Genomic DNA, 14,959 nt, shown 5'->3' with positions numbered 1-14,959 from the left:
TCACCGTACCGGTCGGTGTTGTGGACCGCGTCACGCGGGCGCGGCTGCGTCCAGCCGGCGCAGGGCGTCGCGCGCCACCTTCGGGTCCATCGTGGGCCAGAACGGCGGCAGCGAAGCACGGAGGAATCCGCCGTAGCGGGCGTTCGCCAGCCGCGAATCCAGCACCGCGACCACCCCGCGGTCGGTGACCGACCGGTGCAGCCGGCCGGTGCCCTGCGCCAGCAGCAGCGCCGCGTGCGTGGCCGCCACGGTGAGGAACCCGTTGCCGCCGCGGGCTTCCACCGCGCGCTGCCGCGCCGAGGAGACCGGGTCGTCCGGGCGCGGGAACGGGATCCGGTCGACCACCACGAGCTGCAGCGACGGCCCGGGGACGTCCACGCCCTGCCACAGGCTCAGCGTGCCGAACAGGCACGTGCGAACGTCCTCGGAGAACTTCTGGACCAGCAGCGACGTCGCGTCCTCGCCCTGGCAGAGGATCGGGAAGTCGAGCCGCCCGCGCATCTCCTCGGCCGCCTGCTTGGCCGCCCGCATCGAGGAGAACAACCCCAGCGTGCGCCCGCCCGCGGCCTCGATCAGCTCGGCCAGCTCGTCCATTGTGGACGACGCGAGGCCGTCGCGCCCCGGCGGCGGCAGGTGCTTGGCCAGGTAGAGGATGCCGTTGCGCTTGTGGTCGAACGGGGAACCGACGTCCAGGCCGGTCCACTTCGGCCCGGTGTCGGCGTCGGACGGCGCTTCCTTGTCCGTCGCGGCTCCCGGCGCCTTCTCGACGCGGGCCGCGCCCGGCGGGAGCCCCCACTGCCGCGCCATGGTGTCGAACGTGCCGCCCAGGGTCAGCGTCGCCGAGGTGAGGACCGTCGTGTGCAGGTTGAACACGCGCTCGCGCAGCAGTCCGGCGACGCCCAGCGGCGCCACCTTCAGCGCCGGCGGCCGCGGGTTCGACGAGTACTTGTCGCCCGAGAGCCAGACGACGTCGCGCTGGTGCGCCTGGTCGTCGTCGAACGCCTCCAGCAGCCGGACCGCCGTGTCGTGCACCTCGTCGAGCAGTGAGCGCGCCAGCTTGCGCGCGGTGGCCCCTTCGACGTCCTCCTTGCGGTCCGAGCCCAGCGAGGTGATGCACCGGTGCGCGGCGTCGCGGATCGCCGGGATCGCGCCCCGCAGCGGCTGGGGCAGCTCGTCCATCCGGCCCGCGGGCAGGTCGTCGACGATCAGCGCCAGCCCGTCACCCGCCTCCAGGAGGCCGTCGGCGACGTCGGCGTCGATCAGCTTGCCGCAGCGGCGCGCGGCCGACGCGCACATCGCGCTGGTGAGCTCGCCGGTGGCGACGGAGGTGACGCGGTCGACGAGGTCGTGCGCCTCGTCGATGATCACGACGTCGTGGTCCGGCAGGACCTGGTAGCCCTGCAGGGCGTCGATCGCCAGCAATGCGTGGTTGGTCACGATGACGTCGGCTCGGCCGGCCTCGGCGCGGGCCTTCTCGGCGAAGCAGTCCGTGCCGATCGGACAGCGGGACGCGCCGAGACATTCCTTCGCCGTCACCGACACCTGGCGCCACGCCTGGTCGGTGACGCCGGGGACGAGCTCGTCGCGGTCGCCGGTTTCGGTGTCCGACGCCCACTCCCGCAGCCGCGTGACCTCCTTGCCGAGGCGCGACACCGCGAACGGGTCGAAGAGCTGGGCGTCCTCCGGCTCGTCCGGCGCGCCGGAGTCCAGGCGGTGCAGGCACATGTAGTTGCGGCGGCCCTTGAGGATCGCGAAGGTCGGTTCGCGGCCGAGGGGCTTCTTCAGCGCCTTCGCCAGGCGCGGGAGGTCGCGGTCGACGAGCTGGCGCTGCAACGCGATCGTCGCCGTCGAAACCACCACGGTGGCTTCCTTCTCGACGGCGTGGCGGATCGCGGGAACCAGGTAGGCCAAGGACTTGCCGGTGCCGGTGCCGGCCTGCACGGCCAGGTGCTCGCCGGTGCGGATGGCGCGGCCGACGGCGTCCGCCATCTCGACCTGCCCGGGCCGTTCGGCACCGCCTACGGACTCCACCGCGTGGGTGAGGAGTTCGAGGACGCCGGGGAAGTCAGTTCGAGCGGGCACAGCGACACATTAGCCGCCACCGCCGACAGGATCGGTGATCCGTCGCGAACGGGCCACTCGCGCCCTGCCGCGGGAACGCCGAAGGGGACCTCACGAGCGCGAGGTCCCCTTCGGCGGGCAAGTCAGTCCTCGGTGCGGCCCGAGACGAGCTTCCAGGTCAGCGGCAGCAGGCCGGCGGCCACGACGATCTTGATCGCGTCACCGATCAGGAACGGCGTCACGCCCTTGGCGAACGCCGTCGACAGGTCGAAGCCGGTCGAGGCCATCAGCCACGGCACGCCGAACGCGTAGATCACGAGGTTGCCGAGCACCATCGTGCCCGCGGTGCGCACCGGCGTCCGGTCGCCGCCGCGGCGGGCGAGCGCGCCCACGAGCGCACCGGCGAAGACGAACCCGACGATGTAGCCGGCGCTCGCGCCGGACAGGCCCGCGGTGCCGTGCTGGAACCACGGCACGCCCACGGCCCCGACCAGCAGGTACACCAGCATCGACGCGGCACCGCGCGACATGCCGAGCGACGCGCCGACGAGCAGCGCGGCGAACGTCTGGCCGGTCATCGGCACCGGGCTGCCCGGCACCGGGATGGTCAGCTGCGCGGCGGCGCCGGTGAGCACGGCACCGCCGGCGACCAGCGCGATGTCCCGGACGAGCGAACCGGGCACGAGGTCGGCCAGCACGGGCCGCTTGCCGGCGAAGGACAGCGAAGACACAGAACCTCCCTGGGTGAGCAGATGAACGAGGTTAACGCTCGTTACCCCGGGAAAAGCCCCAGAAGTTGCGTTCCTCACCGGTCACCCGTCCGGGTGGACCCGAACAGGGGTGTCCGCGTGCCTGCCGATGACGAAAGGGGTAACTACGAACTGTCACGACAACCGGGGAGGCCGCCGCATGCGATACGCCAGGAAGAGGACGATCCGGTTGCTGGCGGTGACACTGCTGACCGCGCCCCTCCTGGCCGCCGCGGCCCCGGGGACGTCCACCGGATGGGCGTCGGCGGGCTCGCTGGACGTGACGATCGACAACGAGCACGTCGTCACCGGTGAGCTGGCGAAATGCACTGCCGACGGCCCGCTGGGCGCACGCACGCAGGGCGGCGTGACGGGCGACGTCGCGACGTTCGGCACCGGGGAGAGCGGCTGCGGGCGGACGGGGGACGTGGCGATCGCGCAGGCGTCCGGGCACCGGTTCGAAGCCGCCGTGCTCAAGCGCTACGGCGGCCCGGTGATCACCGTCCGCACCTACTCGGCGAAGTGCGCCACGACGGAGACCGGCAGCGGGGGCGAGGTCTCGATCGGCGCGGTCGACGGCATCACCGTGCCCGCGGAGATCCCGCCGAACCACCGGATCGTCATCCCGGGCGGGCCGGCGGGCACCGCGCTGGCGACGGTGATCCTCAACGAGACCGTGACGCCCCAGCCGCCGGACGGCAGCCTCGTGACGCACGCGCTGCACATCGAGCTGTTCCCGCAGGGCGGCCCGGCGAGCGGGGACGTCTACCTGGGCACGGCCGCCTGCGACCCGTTCGGCAAGAAGTAGCTAGACGGTCGTGAAGCGGCTGGCGGCCGCGACGAACTCGCCGGCTCGCGTCGCCAGGTCCGGCAGGCTTCCGCTCGGCGAGAGCGCGTCGCCCAGCAACGGCGTCGCCGCGGCCACCGCGATCGCGCCCGCCCGCAGGTAGCCCTCGACGTCGGCCAGGTGGACGCCGCCGGTCGGGACCAGCGGGACGTCCGGCAGCGGGGCCCGGATCGCGCGCAGGTAGGCGACCCCGCCGACCGCCGCGATCGGGAACACCTTCACCGCGGCCGCGCCGAGGCGCCGGGCCTGGTCGATCTCCGTCGGCGTCAGCGCACCGCAGACCACCGGGGTGTCCAGCGCGGCGGCGCGTTCCAGGACCGCCGGGTTCACCGTCGGCGTGATCAGGTACGCCGCGCCCGCGTCGACCGCGATGTCCACATCGGACGGTTCGCGGACGCTGCCCGCGCCGATCAGCGCGTCCGCGCCGAGCGCCAGGCGCAGCGCGGTGATCGCGGCGGGCGCGCCCGGGGTCGTCAGCGTCGCTTCGAGCAGGCGGATGCCCGCCGCGTGCAGCACCATCGCCGCGTCGGCGAAGCGTGCTGCGTCGGTCGCGCGCAGGATGGCGACGAGCCGGTGTTCCGCCAGTGCGGCCTGCAGGTCCTTCACGCGACGTGCGCCGTTCCGGTGTACGCGACGCCGGCTTCGTCGAAGTCCCGCAGCGCGCCGTCGACCGAAGCCCGCGCGATCCCGGCCGTGTGGTCGAGCAGGACCCGCACGCCGAACCCGGCCCGGGCCGCGTCGAGCGCCGTCGCCCGCACGCAGTAGTCGGTGGCGATGCCGACGACGTCGACGTCGGTCACGTCGTGCTCGCGCAGCCACGTCTCCAGGGACTTGCCGTCCCGGGACGCGCCTTCGAAGCCGGAGTAGGCCGCGCTGTACTCGCCCTTGGAGAAGACCTCGCCGATCGGGACGACGTCGAGCGCGGGGTGGAACGACGCGCCCGGCGTGCCGGCCACGCAGTGCGGCGGCCAGCTCTCCTTGAAGTCCGGGGTGTCGCTGAAGTGGGCGCCCGGGTCGATGTGGTGGTCACGGGTGGCCACCACGTGCGAGTAGCCGCCGCCGTTGCTCAGCGCGGAGATCGTCTCCGCGGCCGCCGCGCCGCCCGCGACGGCCAGCGAACCCCCTTCGCAGAAGTCGTTCTGCACGTCCACCACGATCAGCGCGGTTCCCATGGCCGGACTCCGTTTCAGACGAAGGTCGTCGGGATGGCGGGCTCGCCGTGCGAGAGCTTGAGGCCCTCCCACGGCAGGCTGACCAGGCCGCGGCGCAGCCGCTGCCTGGCGTCGTCGAGCGTAGGCAGATCCGCTTCCGCGCGGCCAGCGCGGATCAGCGGGATCTGCAGCGGCCGGTCGTTCGCGTCCGGTGTCGGCGCGCCGGACGCCGTCGTCCAGACGACCTCTTCGACCGCCGTGCCGGTGCCGCGGTAGCGCCGCAGCGCGGACTTGCGCCCGCCGCGGGACTCCTTGTGGGCGCTGCGCTTCGCGACCGGCTTGCCGTCCACCTCGACCAGCTTGTAGACCATCCCGGCGGTCGGCGCGCCGGACCCGGTGACCACCGAGGTGCCGACGCCGTACGCGTCCACGGGCTCCGCGCGCAGCGCCGCGATGGCGTGCTCGTCGAGGTCGCCGGAGACGACGATCCGGGTGTCCTTCGCACCGAGGGAGTCCAGTTGCTCGCGGGCGCGGCGGGCGAGCGGGCCGACGTCGCCCGAGTCGATCCGGATCGCGCCGAGCTCCGGCCCGGCGACGCGGACCGCGGTCTCGATGCCCGCGGTGATGTCGTAGGTGTCGACCAGCAGCGTCGTGTCGGCGCCCATCTTCTCGACCTGCGCGCGGAACGCCGCTTCTTCGCTGTCGTGCAGCAGCATGAAGGCGTGCGCGACGGTGCCGCGCGTCGGGATCCCGTAGCGGCGGCCGGCTTCGAGGTTGGACGTCGTCGCGAAGCCGGCAAGGTAGGCGGCGCGCGCGGCCGCGACCGCGGCGTACTCGTGCGTGCGGCGCCCGCCCATCTCGATGATCGGCCGGCCGTGCGCGGCGCCGGACATCCGGGCCGCCGCGGAGGCGATCGCGCTGTCGTGGTTGAGGATCGACAGCACCAGCGTCTCGAGCAGCACGCACTCGGCGAACGAGCCGGTGACGGTGAGCAACGGCGACCCGGGGAAGTACAGCTCGCCTTCGGGGTAGCCGTCGACGTCACCCGAGAACTCGTAGTCCGCGAGCCAGGACAGCGTCGCGTCGTCGACGACGGCGGTGGCTTCCAGCTGCGCCAGTTCGGCGTCGGTGAAGCGGAAGTCCGCGATCGCGTCGAGGACGCGGGCGGTACCCGCGACGACGCCGTAGCGGCGCCCGTCCGGCAGGCGCCGGGCGAACACCTCGAACACGCACGGCCGCGCGTGCGTCCCGTCGGCGAGCGCGCTGCCCAGCATGGTCAGCTCGTAGTGGTCGGTGAGCAGCGCAGTGCTGGTCGTGGCCGGCTCCGGTGAACCCATGGGGTCAGCCTATTCACCCACATGGCCGGACCTGGCGCGGCGTACCCTGTCGCCCCCGTGACACCATGGGGTGCATGTCCATGCCTGTCGCAGCCGAGCAGACGCAGGTCGAGCCGGCCGGTGCCGAGGTCGCCGAGTCGGACACACCCTGGCGGACCGTGGTGTGGAACGACCCGGTCAACCTGATGTCGTACGTGACGTACGTCTTCCAGAAGCTGTTCGGGTACGGGCGCGACCACGCCACCAAGCTCATGCTGGACGTGCACCACAAGGGCAAGGCGATCGTCTCGTCCGGCACCAAGGAGAAGGTGGAGACGGACGTGGCGAAGCTCCACGCGGCGGGCCTCTGGGCCACCATGGAGCAGACCTCGTGAACGGCTGGCGGCGCAAGGGCGCGGTGATCCACGCCGGCTTCGAGCAGCAGGAAGCGGCGGTGCTGCGCGGGCTGGTCAGCCAGCTCGAGGACATGCTCACCGCACGCGCCGAAGAGGCGCCGCAGGACGAGCTCGCCGAGCTGACCGGCATCCGGACCGGGCCCACCGAGTCCCCGGACGACCCGGTGCTCTCGCGGCTGCTCCCGGACTTCCACAAGCTCGACCCGGACAACCCGACCCGCGAGGACCTCGACTCCGCGTCGGCGATGCGCTCGCTGCACGAACCGGAGCTGCTCGACATCAAGGTCGGCGTGGCCAAGATCGTGCTCGACACGCTGCCCCGCGACGGCGGCCACGTCCGGCTGACCGAGGAGCAGGCCGACGCCTGGCTGGGCGCGCTCAACGACGTCCGGCTGGCGCTCGGCACCGCGCTCGACGTCACCGACGACATGCCCGACGAGCTGCCCGAGGACGACCCGCGGGCGCCGCACCTGGGCGTCTACCACTGGCTGACCTGGGTGCAGGAGACGCTGATCCAGGCGCTCACCGGATGATCACCGACGTGCCGGGTGTCCTGGTCGGGCACCACGAGCGGGTCGGCGACGGCTGGGCGACCGGGACGACGGTGGTCCTGGTGCCCGACGGCGCGGTCGGTGCCGTCGACCAGCGCGGCGGCGCGCCCGGCACGCGCGAGACGAACCTGCTGGAGCCGGAGAACCTGGTGCAGCGCGTGAACGCGATCTGCCTGTCCGGCGGGAGCGCGTACGGGCTGGCCGCGGCCGACGGCGTCATGCGGTGGCTCGCCGAGCGGAACCTGGGTTTCCCGGTGGGCGTGCAGTCGCACGAGGTCGTGCCGATCGTGCCCGCGGCGGTGCTGTTCGACCTGCCGCGCAGCGAGTGGGGCAACCGGCCGGACGCGTCCTTCGGTTACGCGGCGTGCGAAGCGGCTTCGGAGTCGTTCGCGCAGGGGACGGTCGGCGCGGGTGCGGGGGCGGCCGTCGGGTCGCTCAAGGGCGGGATCGGTTCCGCGAGCGAGGTCGTCGGCGAGTACACGGTCGGGGCGCTGGCGGCGGTCAACGCCGCGGGCGAGGCCGTGGACCTCTCGACGGGCCGGGCGTACGCGGCCGACCACGGCGACTTCGGCGTCGAGTGGCCCTCGCGGCCGGCTTCGCTGCCTTCTCGTGCGACCGACCTGAACACGACGATCGGCGTGGTCGCGGTGGACGCGGCGTTGTCGAAGGCCGAGGCGCGGCGGATCGCGGTCGCGGCCCAGGACGGCCTGGCCCGAGCAGTGCGCCCGGCCCACACGATGTTCGACGGCGACACGGTGTTCGCGCTGGCCACGGGGGCGCGTGAGCTGCCGGAGGCGAGCGGCCCGTTCGGCGCGGCAGCGCGCCCGGCGGCGCTGGACGCACTGTGCTCGGCGGCGGCGAGGGTGTTCGCGCGGGCGATGGTGCACGGCCTGCTGGCGGCGACGACCGCGGGCGGGGTGCCGGCTTACCGGGACGTGTGGCCGGAAGCGTTCGGTCAGCCGCCCGGGTAGGGGTCCTCGGGCAGGGCGTCGTCACCGATCTCCAGGTTGGCGGCGCGCACCGTGCTCACGTACTCCTCGTCGATCTCCAGGTCGATCCCCGCGATGGACAGGATCGGGCCCAGCGACGGGTGGATCTCCAGCGGCCCCAGCTCGGTGGTGCGCGGCAAGCGCTCCCAGATCTGCTTCGGGCGGTGCAGGCTCCAGCGGCTGCAGGCCAGCAGCGTCACGTGCCGGTCGGTCACCATGACCAGGAACCCGACCCGCAGGCGCATGCGGTTGACGTAGAGCGACATGCCCGGGATGACGTACTGGATCCGCTCGTCCGTGCCGAGGTACATCCGGCACCGATCGCGCACTTTCGACGACAGCGGCACCCCCTCAGTGTCCCAGGAACGCCTGGTGAGCGGTATATCTCATCATCTGGACAGCTTGTGTCCACCACCTAAGATGTCGGTGTGCTCCGGATCCGCCGTGAACTCGTCGACGAGATCGTCGCCCATGCCCGCCGTGACCATCCCGATGAGGCGTGCGGTGTCATCGCCGGGCCCGAGGGGTCGGACTCGGCCGAGCGGTTCATCCCCATGCTGAACGCCGCGCGCTCGCCGACGTTCTACGAGTTCGACTCCGGTGACCTGCTGAAGCTCTACCGCGAGATGGCCGCCAACGACGAGGTGCCCGTGGTGATCTACCACTCGCACACCGCGACCGAGGCCTACCCGTCGCGGACCGACGCGAACATCGCGGCCGAGCCGGACGCGCACTACGTGCTCGTCTCCACCCGCGACCCCGAAGTGCACGAGTTCCGGTCGTACCGGATCGTGGACGCCGAGATCACCGAGGAGCCGGTCGAGATCGTCGACTGACCCGTCGGAACAAACCGCGCGCCGCAGGCGTCTGCGTCTAGGAAACCACCGGAGGTAAGAACCCATGGCCGTGACCGTCTCCATCCCGACGATCCTGCGCACCCACACCGGCGGCGAGAAGTCCGTCGAGGCGAAGGGCGCGACCGTCCTCGAGGTCATCGACGACGTCGAGTCCCGCCACGCCGGCATCAAGGGCCGGCTGGTGAAGGAGGAGAAGCTGCACCGCTTCATCAACGTCTACGTCAACGACGAGGACGTGCGCTTCGCCGGCGGGCTCGAGGCCGAGGTCAAGGACGGCGACACCCTGACCATCCTCCCCGCCGTGGCCGGTGGCTGATCGATGGCTCGCTTCGAGTCCCTGCTCGACGCGCTCGGCGGCACCCCGCTGGTCGGGCTGCCCCGGCTCTCGCCCACGCACGACGTGCGCCTCTGGGCGAAGCTGGAGGACCGCAACCCGACCGGCTCGATCAAGGACCGCCCCGCGCTGGCCATGATCGAAGCCGCCGAGCGCGAAGGCAAGCTGCGGCGCGGCTCCACGATCCTGGAGCCGACGTCCGGCAACACCGGCATCTCGCTGGCCATGGCCGCCAAGCTCAAGGGCTACGGGCTGGTCTGCGTGATGCCGGAGAACACCTCGACCGAGCGCAAGCAGCTGCTGCAGGCCTACGGCGCGCGGATCGTGTTCTCCCCGGCCGCGGGCGGCTCGAACGAGGCCGTCCGGCGGGCGAAGGAGCTGGCCGAGGCGAACCCGGAATGGGTGATGCTCTACCAGTACGGCAACCCGGCCAACGCCGACGCGCACTACCGCGGCACCGGGCCCGAGCTGCTCAAGGACCTGCCGACGTTGACGCACTTCGTCGGCGGCCTCGGCACGACCGGGACGCTGGTGGGCGTCGGCCGGTACCTGCACGAGGCGAAGCCGGACGTCCAGGTCATCGCGGCCGAGCCCCGCTACGGCGAGCTGGTGTACGGCCTGCGCAACCTCGACGAGGGGTTCGTCCCGGAGCTGTACGACCCCAGCGTCCTCAACGGCCGGTTCTCCGTCGGCGCGTACGACGCCCTGCGGCGCACCCGGGAGCTGCTGGAGCACGAAGGCATCTTCGCGGGCATCTCGACGGGCGCGGTGCTGCACGCGGCGCTGGCCGTCGCGGAGAAGGCCGCCGCGGCCGGCAAGCCCGCGGACGTGGCGTTCGTCGTCGCGGACGCCGGCTGGAAGTACCTCTCGACCGGGGCATACGCCGGGTCGCTCGACGAGGCCGCCGAGCGGCTCGACGGGCAGCTCTGGGCCTGAGTCACTCGGCCTTCCAGAGTTCGGGCAGGGCGAGGTCGATCCCGTCGGCCTCGGCCAGCCGCCGGAAGGTGGCCATGGTCGTCTCCAGGTCGTCGAAGACCTTCGGCAGCAGCTTGAGCGGCTTCGACAGCGGCCGCCAGAAGGCGTCCCAGTGGATCGGCCGGACGACACGCGGGCCGAGCGCGCCGACGGTCTCGCGCCAGTACCGCTCCCGCCATTCCTCGGTCTGCTTCCCGGCCGCTCCGGCGCCGAGGTAGACGACGTCCGCGGCGTAGCCGGCCAGTGCGCCGGGCACGAAGTTCGCCGACGCGTGCACCAGGACGTTGCCCGCCGCGTGGGCGATGTGGAACGAGTAGCACCGGCCGGTCTTGAAGGCCTTCGCCTTGGCCGGCAGCCGGACCGGCTCGGTGATCTCGCCCGGCACCCGGTCACCGTCGCTGTGCCGGGTGTCGACCGGGGTCACGGTGAAGGCGCCGAACTCGACCGGCTTGCCCGGGACGAGCTCTTCGAACGGCTCGGCGGCCAGGCCGTAGCCCTCCTGGACCTTCCGGGTCGACGGCGAGCCGGCCAGCGTGGCGCCGGTCAGCTCGGCGACGACCGGCGCGTCGAGGGCGTGGTCGACGTGGGAGTGCGCGACCAGGACGGCGTCGAGCTTCGTGACGCCGAGCCGGCGCAGGGCCTCGTCGATCCGGCCGCGGTCCGGCGCCACGCGCGTCGCCATCTTCAGCAGTGACGGCCGCGAGAAGAAGCCGTCGACCAGCACGCTCGAGGTGCCGTCGGTGACCAGGACGTTCGATACCCCGGCGAAGGCCGTGCGCAGTTCGGGCATGCTGACAGCATGAAGGTCATCGGGCTGCTGGGCGGGATGAGCTGGGAATCGTCCATCGAGTACTACCGCCTGGTAAACGAACGGGTGAAAGCCGCCCTGGGTGGCTTCCACTCGGCGCACACGGTGCTCTACTCCGTCGACTTCGCCGCCATCGAGGCCATGCAGGCCGAGGACCGCTGGGACGACGCCGGCGCGGAGCTGAACCGCGCGGCTCGCGCGCTCGAAGCGGCCGGCGCCGACTTCGTCGTGCTCTGCACCAACACCATGCACAAGGTCGCCGATCGGCTGGCGGACGGCCTCGGCATCCCGCTGCTGCACCTCGGCGACGCCACCGCCGCGGCCATCAAGGCCGCCGGGATCCGCCGGGTCGGGTTGCTCGGCACCGGGTTCACCATGGGGCAGCCGTTCTACCGCGACCGGCTCGCCGCGCACGGCCTGGACGTCCTCGCGCCGAGCGCCGAAGACCGCGACCTGGTGCACCGGGTCATCTACGACGAACTGGTGCTGGGCGTCGTGAAGCCCGAGTCCCGGCAGGCTTACCGCGAGGTGATCGCCCGGCTGGTCGAGGCGGGCGCCGAGGGCGTGATCTACGGGTGCACCGAGATCGAGCTGCTCGTCGGCCCGGAGGACTCGCCGGTGCCGACGTTCCCCACGACCAGCCTGCACGCCGGCGCCGCCGTCGACCACGCGCTCGGCAAGACGCCGCTGCCGGCGGCCCCGGTCACACGCTGACCACCGGCCCGCCGCTCACGTGGGCTTCGTGCTGCGCCACGACCTGCCGCCACAGCCGCTCGCGCTCCTCGGCCGTGAACAGGTCCGGCGTGATGCCGAAGACGTCCGCCGCGGCCGTCCACCAGGCGTGCGGGGATTCGACGACCTCCTTGGCGCCGTGGCGGTTCAGGGTCCGCGCCCGCAGGGTGTCGACGCCCGTCGCGTCCCGGCGTTGCAGTACGCATACCCGCACGAACCCGGACTCCGGCGCCGTCGACAGCCACGCGTGCTTCTCCGCGAAGTCGGTCATCTCCGCCACGCCCGGCGCGAAGTCGAAGCCGACGAAGCTGCCTGACGGGTCGTGGTCGAACCGCCAGCCACCCGCCGCCACCTCCGACGGCCGCAGCCGGTAGGTGTGCGGGCCCTGGGTGTACGACCCTTCCCGTAGGGGTAGCGGCTCGTGGATGCCGTCGCCGAGCCCGGCGTCCACCAGCCACGTCGTCTCCGGCTCGTCCGGCACGCCGGTGACGGTCAGTGCCAGGTGGTTGCGGCCGACGTTCGGTGCGTCGCCCGCGCCGCCCTGCACCCCGCCGAGGTGGCGCGTGACCTGGTAGCCGAGCTCGCGCAGCAGGGCCGAGAAGGCGCCGTTCAGGTGGTAGCAGTACCCGCCGCGACCACGCAGGATCCGCGCGATCGACGCCGACGGCTCCAGCGGCGTCGGCCGCCCGAGCTGGATCTCCAGCGGTTCGTACGGCACGCGCTCGACGTGCGCCGCGTGCAGCCGCCGCAGCGCGGCGACACTCGGCGGCTCGGCGTCGAGGCCGAGCCGCTTCAGGTATCCGTCAACGTCGAAGTTCCCCATGCCCCCAGACGCTAGCGGCAGGGTCCGACAAAAAGCCGGGATCAGGGATTTCACCCGAGGTGCGGCCGCCGGGACCGACGTAGCGTCGATCACGTGAGCACTTTGCCCGTGAACCCCGTCCCGGAAACCGACGCCGCCAAGCGCGTGCTGCCGCCGAAACCGAAGGCGGCCGCGCTCGTCGCGCTCTCGTTCACCCTCCTGCTCTACCTGGTCGAGCTGGTGGACGTGATCCTGCCCGGCGACCTGGACCAGGGCGGCATCCATTCGCGGGTGCTGTCCGGCCTCGACGGCGTGCTGTTCGCGCCGCTGCTGCACGCCGGCTGGTCGCACCTGTTCGCCAACACCGTGCCGGTGCTCCTGTTCTCCTTCCTCGCCATGGCCGCCGGGATCGGCCGGTTCGCCCTGGTCACGGCCATCATCTGGGTGGTGTCCGGGCTCGGGGTGTGGCTGATCGGGCCGGCGAACACGGTCACCGTCGGCGCGTCCGGGCTGGCCTTCGGCTGGCTCGCCTACCTGCTGGTGCGCGGCATCTTCAACCGCGCGGCCGGGCAGATCCTGGTCGCCGTCGTCCTGCTCGGCGTGTGGAGCGGCATGCTCGCCGGCCTGCTGCCCGGTAACCCGGGTGTTTCCTGGCAGGGCCACGTCTTCGGCGCGCTGGCCGGCGTCCTCGCGGCGTGGCTGACCGGCCGCACGGGCAAGTCGCGCAAAGCCGAGCCCGCGGTGCCGGGTAACCTCGAAGGGTGACGTCCTCGCCCGCTGATGCCCCGATCGGCGTGTTCGATTCCGGCGTCGGCGGGCTGACCGTCGCGAGGGCGCTCCTCGAGCAGCTGCCCGCCGAGCAGCTCCGCTACGTCGGCGACACTGCACGCAACCCGTACGGCCCGCTCCCGATCGCCACCGCCCGCAGCTACGCGCTCGAGGCTCTCGACGAGATCGTCGAAAGCGGCGTGAAAGCCCTGGTCATCGCCTGCAACACGGCGTCCGCGGCCTGCCTGCGCGACGCCCGCGAGCGCTACGACGTGCCGGTCATCGAGGTCGTCCTGCCCGCCGCGCGCCGCGCCGTCGTGGCCACGCACACCGGCCGCGTCGGCGTGATCGGCACCGAGGGCACCGTGCGGTCGCGGGCCTACGAGGACGCGTTCGCCGCCGCGCCGGGCATCACGCTCACCAGCGTCGCCTGCCCGCGGTTCGTCGACTTCGTCGAGCGCGGCATCACCTCCGGCCGCCAGGTCCTCGGGCTCGCGCAGGGCTATCTGCAGCCGCTGCTCGACGCCGAGGTCGACACGCTCGTGCTCGGCTGCACGCACTACCCGCTCCTGCAGGGCGTGCTGCAGATCGTGATGGGCCAGGAGGTCACCCTGGTTTCGAGCGCGGAGGAGACCGCCAAGGACGTCGTCCGCGTGCTCACCGAGCGGGACCTGCTGACGACCCGGGAGACGCCGCCGCGCCACGAGTTCCTCGCCACCGGTTCGGCCGAGCCGTTCACCCGGCTCGCCCAGCGGTTCATGGGGTTCGCCCCGGGTGTCCTCGCTCCCACCACCGCGTGATCAGGCCTGCGGGCGCTTAGGGTGTCGAAGTGCGACTGACCATCCTCGGGTGCTCCGGCAGCATCCCCGGGCCCAACACCGCCGCGTCCGGTTACCTGGTCGAGGCGGAGGGTTTCCTGCTCGGCCTCGAACTCGGCAACGGAACGCTGGCGCAGCTGCAGGCCGTGGCCGACCCGTTCGAACTGGACGCCCTGGTGCTCACGCACCTGCACCCCGACCACTGCGCCGACGTCAGCGCACTCACCGTCCTGCGCCGCTACCACCCGGCGCCGCCGTACCCGGCCCGCCCGCGGCTGCTGCCGCTGTACGCGCCGCACGACGCTCCTCTGCGGCTCGCGAACGCCTATGCGCCCAACGAGGCCGAACGGGCCACCACCGACCTCACCGACGTCTACGCCTTCCACCCGCTGCGGCCGGAACCGTTCCGGATCGGGCCGTTCGAGGTCGTCGCGGTCGAGGTCGACCACCCGACCCCGGCGTACGGCCTGCGCGTGTCCTACGGCGGCCGGATCCTCGCGTTCACCGGCGACACCGGGCCGTGCGCGGCGCTGAACGAGCTCGCCGACGGCGTCGACCTGCTGCTGGCCGAGGCGTCCTGGACGGATTCGGCCGAGCGGCCGGCCGGGGTGCACCTGTCGGGCAAGCAGGCCGGCGAGCTGGCGCGCGAGGCCGGGGTCGGCCGGCTGCTGCTGACGCACATCGCGCCGTGGACGGACGCGGGCGCGGTTCTGGCGGAGGCCTCGGCGGAGTTCCCGGGGGCCGAGGTCGTCAAGCAGGGTGCCGTCTACGACGTCTGAGCGGTC

Annotated in this window: 19 protein-coding genes; 11 read left to right on the top strand and 8 right to left on the bottom strand. The window is 72.6% G+C overall.

Annotated elements, in window-relative coordinates; all coding sequences use genetic code 11:
- Nucleotides 1-30 precede the first annotated feature (30 nt).
- Nucleotides 31-2,082, bottom strand: coding sequence for an ATP-dependent DNA helicase (locus tag QSK39_RS03330; RefSeq protein WP_285476179.1), 2,052 nt, complete (start codon nt 2,080-2,082; stop codon nt 31-33).
- 122 nt (nt 2,083-2,204) lie between these two features.
- Nucleotides 2,205-2,792, bottom strand: coding sequence for a biotin transporter BioY (locus QSK39_RS03325; protein WP_284749750.1), 588 nt, complete (start codon nt 2,790-2,792; stop codon nt 2,205-2,207).
- Nucleotides 2,793-3,000: 208 nt separating this feature from the next.
- Here QSK39_RS03325 and QSK39_RS03320 point away from each other — a divergent pair, with 208 nt between their 5' ends.
- Entirely contained in the window at nt 3,001-3,618 is a 618-nt protein-coding gene (locus tag QSK39_RS03320; RefSeq protein WP_353051050.1) for a choice-of-anchor P family protein, read from the top strand.
- On the opposite strand, the gene QSK39_RS03315 is transcribed toward QSK39_RS03320, so the two are convergent.
- From QSK39_RS03315 to QSK39_RS03305, 3 genes are read right to left on the bottom strand one after another with little or no spacing between them, the layout of a single operon-like run.
- Entirely contained in the window at nt 3,619-4,263 is a 645-nt protein-coding gene (locus tag QSK39_RS03315) for a bifunctional 4-hydroxy-2-oxoglutarate aldolase/2-dehydro-3-deoxy-phosphogluconate aldolase (protein WP_285476177.1), read from the bottom strand.
- Complete coding sequence (locus QSK39_RS03310) at nt 4,260-4,829, bottom strand: isochorismatase family protein (RefSeq protein ID WP_285476176.1); 570 nt, start codon at nt 4,827-4,829, stop codon at nt 4,260-4,262. Before QSK39_RS03310 ends, QSK39_RS03315 begins: the two co-directional genes overlap by 4 nt.
- A 14-nt stretch (nt 4,830-4,843) precedes the next feature.
- Complete coding sequence (locus tag QSK39_RS03305; protein WP_285476175.1) at nt 4,844-6,145, bottom strand: nicotinate phosphoribosyltransferase; 1,302 nt, start codon at nt 6,143-6,145, stop codon at nt 4,844-4,846.
- Between the two features lie 74 nt (nt 6,146-6,219).
- Between QSK39_RS03305 and clpS the strand changes: the two genes are divergently transcribed.
- Genes clpS through QSK39_RS03290 form a run of 3 tightly spaced genes read left to right on the top strand, consistent with a single transcriptional unit; the run spans nt 6,220 to nt 8,062 of the window.
- Entirely contained in the window at nt 6,220-6,519 is a 300-nt protein-coding gene (gene clpS / locus QSK39_RS03300; protein ID WP_285476174.1) for an ATP-dependent Clp protease adapter ClpS, read from the top strand.
- Nucleotides 6,516-7,073: a DUF2017 domain-containing protein gene (locus QSK39_RS03295; RefSeq protein WP_285476173.1), complete on the top strand. Its 558-nt coding sequence runs from the start codon at nt 6,516-6,518 to the stop codon at nt 7,071-7,073. The genes clpS and QSK39_RS03295 overlap by 4 nt, the downstream gene beginning before the upstream one ends.
- A complete protein-coding gene (locus tag QSK39_RS03290; protein ID WP_285476172.1) occupies nt 7,070-8,062 on the top strand; it encodes a P1 family peptidase in 993 nt (330 codons plus the stop codon). Before QSK39_RS03295 ends, QSK39_RS03290 begins: the two co-directional genes overlap by 4 nt.
- Here QSK39_RS03290 and QSK39_RS03285 read toward each other — a convergent pair.
- A complete protein-coding gene (locus QSK39_RS03285) occupies nt 8,047-8,427 on the bottom strand; it encodes a hypothetical protein (RefSeq protein WP_285476171.1) in 381 nt (126 codons plus the stop codon). The genes QSK39_RS03290 and QSK39_RS03285 overlap by 16 nt on opposite strands.
- A gap of 81 nt (nt 8,428-8,508) precedes the next feature.
- Here QSK39_RS03285 and QSK39_RS03280 point away from each other — a divergent pair, with 81 nt between their 5' ends.
- The 3 genes from QSK39_RS03280 (at nt 8,509) to QSK39_RS03270 (ending at nt 10,207) form a co-directional block, all read left to right on the top strand.
- On the top strand, nt 8,509-8,916 hold the full coding sequence (locus tag QSK39_RS03280; RefSeq protein ID WP_284749739.1) for a M67 family metallopeptidase: 408 nt from the start codon (nt 8,509-8,511) through the stop codon (nt 8,914-8,916).
- Between the two features lie 64 nt (nt 8,917-8,980).
- Complete coding sequence (locus QSK39_RS03275) at nt 8,981-9,253, top strand: MoaD/ThiS family protein (protein WP_086679767.1); 273 nt, start codon at nt 8,981-8,983, stop codon at nt 9,251-9,253.
- 3 nt (nt 9,254-9,256) lie between these two features.
- Nucleotides 9,257-10,207 carry a PLP-dependent cysteine synthase family protein gene (locus QSK39_RS03270; RefSeq protein ID WP_285476170.1) on the top strand — a complete coding sequence of 317 codons (951 nt, stop codon included), beginning with the start codon at nt 9,257-9,259 and terminating at the stop codon, nt 10,205-10,207.
- A 1-nt stretch (nt 10,208) separates the two neighbouring features.
- Here QSK39_RS03270 and QSK39_RS03265 read toward each other — a convergent pair whose 3' ends face one another.
- Nucleotides 10,209-11,036 carry an MBL fold metallo-hydrolase gene (locus QSK39_RS03265; RefSeq protein ID WP_285476169.1) on the bottom strand — a complete coding sequence of 276 codons (828 nt, stop codon included), beginning with the start codon at nt 11,034-11,036 and terminating at the stop codon, nt 10,209-10,211.
- A 9-nt stretch (nt 11,037-11,045) separates the two neighbouring features.
- Between QSK39_RS03265 and QSK39_RS03260 the strand changes: the two genes are divergently transcribed.
- Nucleotides 11,046-11,768 (top strand): aspartate/glutamate racemase family protein, encoded by a 723-nt coding sequence (locus QSK39_RS03260; protein ID WP_285476168.1) that lies wholly within the window; start codon nt 11,046-11,048, stop codon nt 11,766-11,768.
- Here QSK39_RS03260 and QSK39_RS03255 read toward each other — a convergent pair.
- Nucleotides 11,758-12,609: an arylamine N-acetyltransferase family protein gene (locus QSK39_RS03255; protein WP_285476167.1), complete on the bottom strand. Its 852-nt coding sequence runs from the start codon at nt 12,607-12,609 to the stop codon at nt 11,758-11,760. The two genes, QSK39_RS03260 and QSK39_RS03255, sit on opposite strands and share 11 nt — an antisense overlap.
- Before the next feature lie 93 nt (nt 12,610-12,702).
- Here QSK39_RS03255 and QSK39_RS03250 point away from each other — a divergent pair, with 93 nt between their 5' ends.
- From QSK39_RS03250 to QSK39_RS03240, 3 genes are read left to right on the top strand one after another with little or no spacing between them, the layout of a single operon-like run.
- Nucleotides 12,703-13,353, top strand: coding sequence for a rhomboid family intramembrane serine protease (locus QSK39_RS03250; protein WP_285476166.1), 651 nt, complete (start codon nt 12,703-12,705; stop codon nt 13,351-13,353).
- Entirely contained in the window at nt 13,350-14,156 is an 807-nt protein-coding gene (gene murI / locus QSK39_RS03245) for a glutamate racemase (protein ID WP_285476165.1), read from the top strand. Before QSK39_RS03250 ends, murI begins: the two co-directional genes overlap by 4 nt.
- 29 nt (nt 14,157-14,185) lie before the next feature.
- Nucleotides 14,186-14,953 carry an MBL fold metallo-hydrolase gene (locus QSK39_RS03240; protein ID WP_285476164.1) on the top strand — a complete coding sequence of 256 codons (768 nt, stop codon included), beginning with the start codon at nt 14,186-14,188 and terminating at the stop codon, nt 14,951-14,953.
- Nucleotides 14,954-14,959 lie beyond the last annotated feature (6 nt).

This window comes from Amycolatopsis sp. NBRC 101858, assembly GCF_030269325.1.
Lineage (GTDB): Bacteria > Actinomycetota > Actinomycetes > Mycobacteriales > Pseudonocardiaceae > Amycolatopsis > Amycolatopsis ponsaeliensis.
This window is presented reverse-complemented; position numbering and strand designations above follow the sequence as displayed.

Coding starts and splice junctions, on each gene's coding strand:
- QSK39_RS03310 (WP_285476176.1), bottom strand. CDS start 4,829: ATGGGAACCGCGCTGATCGTGGTGGACGTGCAGAACGACTTCTGCGAA.
- QSK39_RS03305 (WP_285476175.1), bottom strand. CDS start 6,145: ATGGGTTCACCGGAGCCGGCCACGACCAGCACTGCGCTGCTCACCGAC.
- clpS (WP_285476174.1), top strand. CDS start 6,220: ATGTCCATGCCTGTCGCAGCCGAGCAGACGCAGGTCGAGCCGGCCGGT.
- QSK39_RS03290 (WP_285476172.1), top strand. CDS start 7,070: ATGATCACCGACGTGCCGGGTGTCCTGGTCGGGCACCACGAGCGGGTC.
- QSK39_RS03275 (WP_086679767.1), top strand. CDS start 8,981: ATGGCCGTGACCGTCTCCATCCCGACGATCCTGCGCACCCACACCGGC.
- QSK39_RS03270 (WP_285476170.1), top strand. CDS start 9,257: ATGGCTCGCTTCGAGTCCCTGCTCGACGCGCTCGGCGGCACCCCGCTG.
- QSK39_RS03265 (WP_285476169.1), bottom strand. CDS start 11,036: ATGCCCGAACTGCGCACGGCCTTCGCCGGGGTATCGAACGTCCTGGTC.
- QSK39_RS03260 (WP_285476168.1), top strand. CDS start 11,046: ATGAAGGTCATCGGGCTGCTGGGCGGGATGAGCTGGGAATCGTCCATC.
- QSK39_RS03255 (WP_285476167.1), bottom strand. CDS start 12,609: ATGGGGAACTTCGACGTTGACGGATACCTGAAGCGGCTCGGCCTCGAC.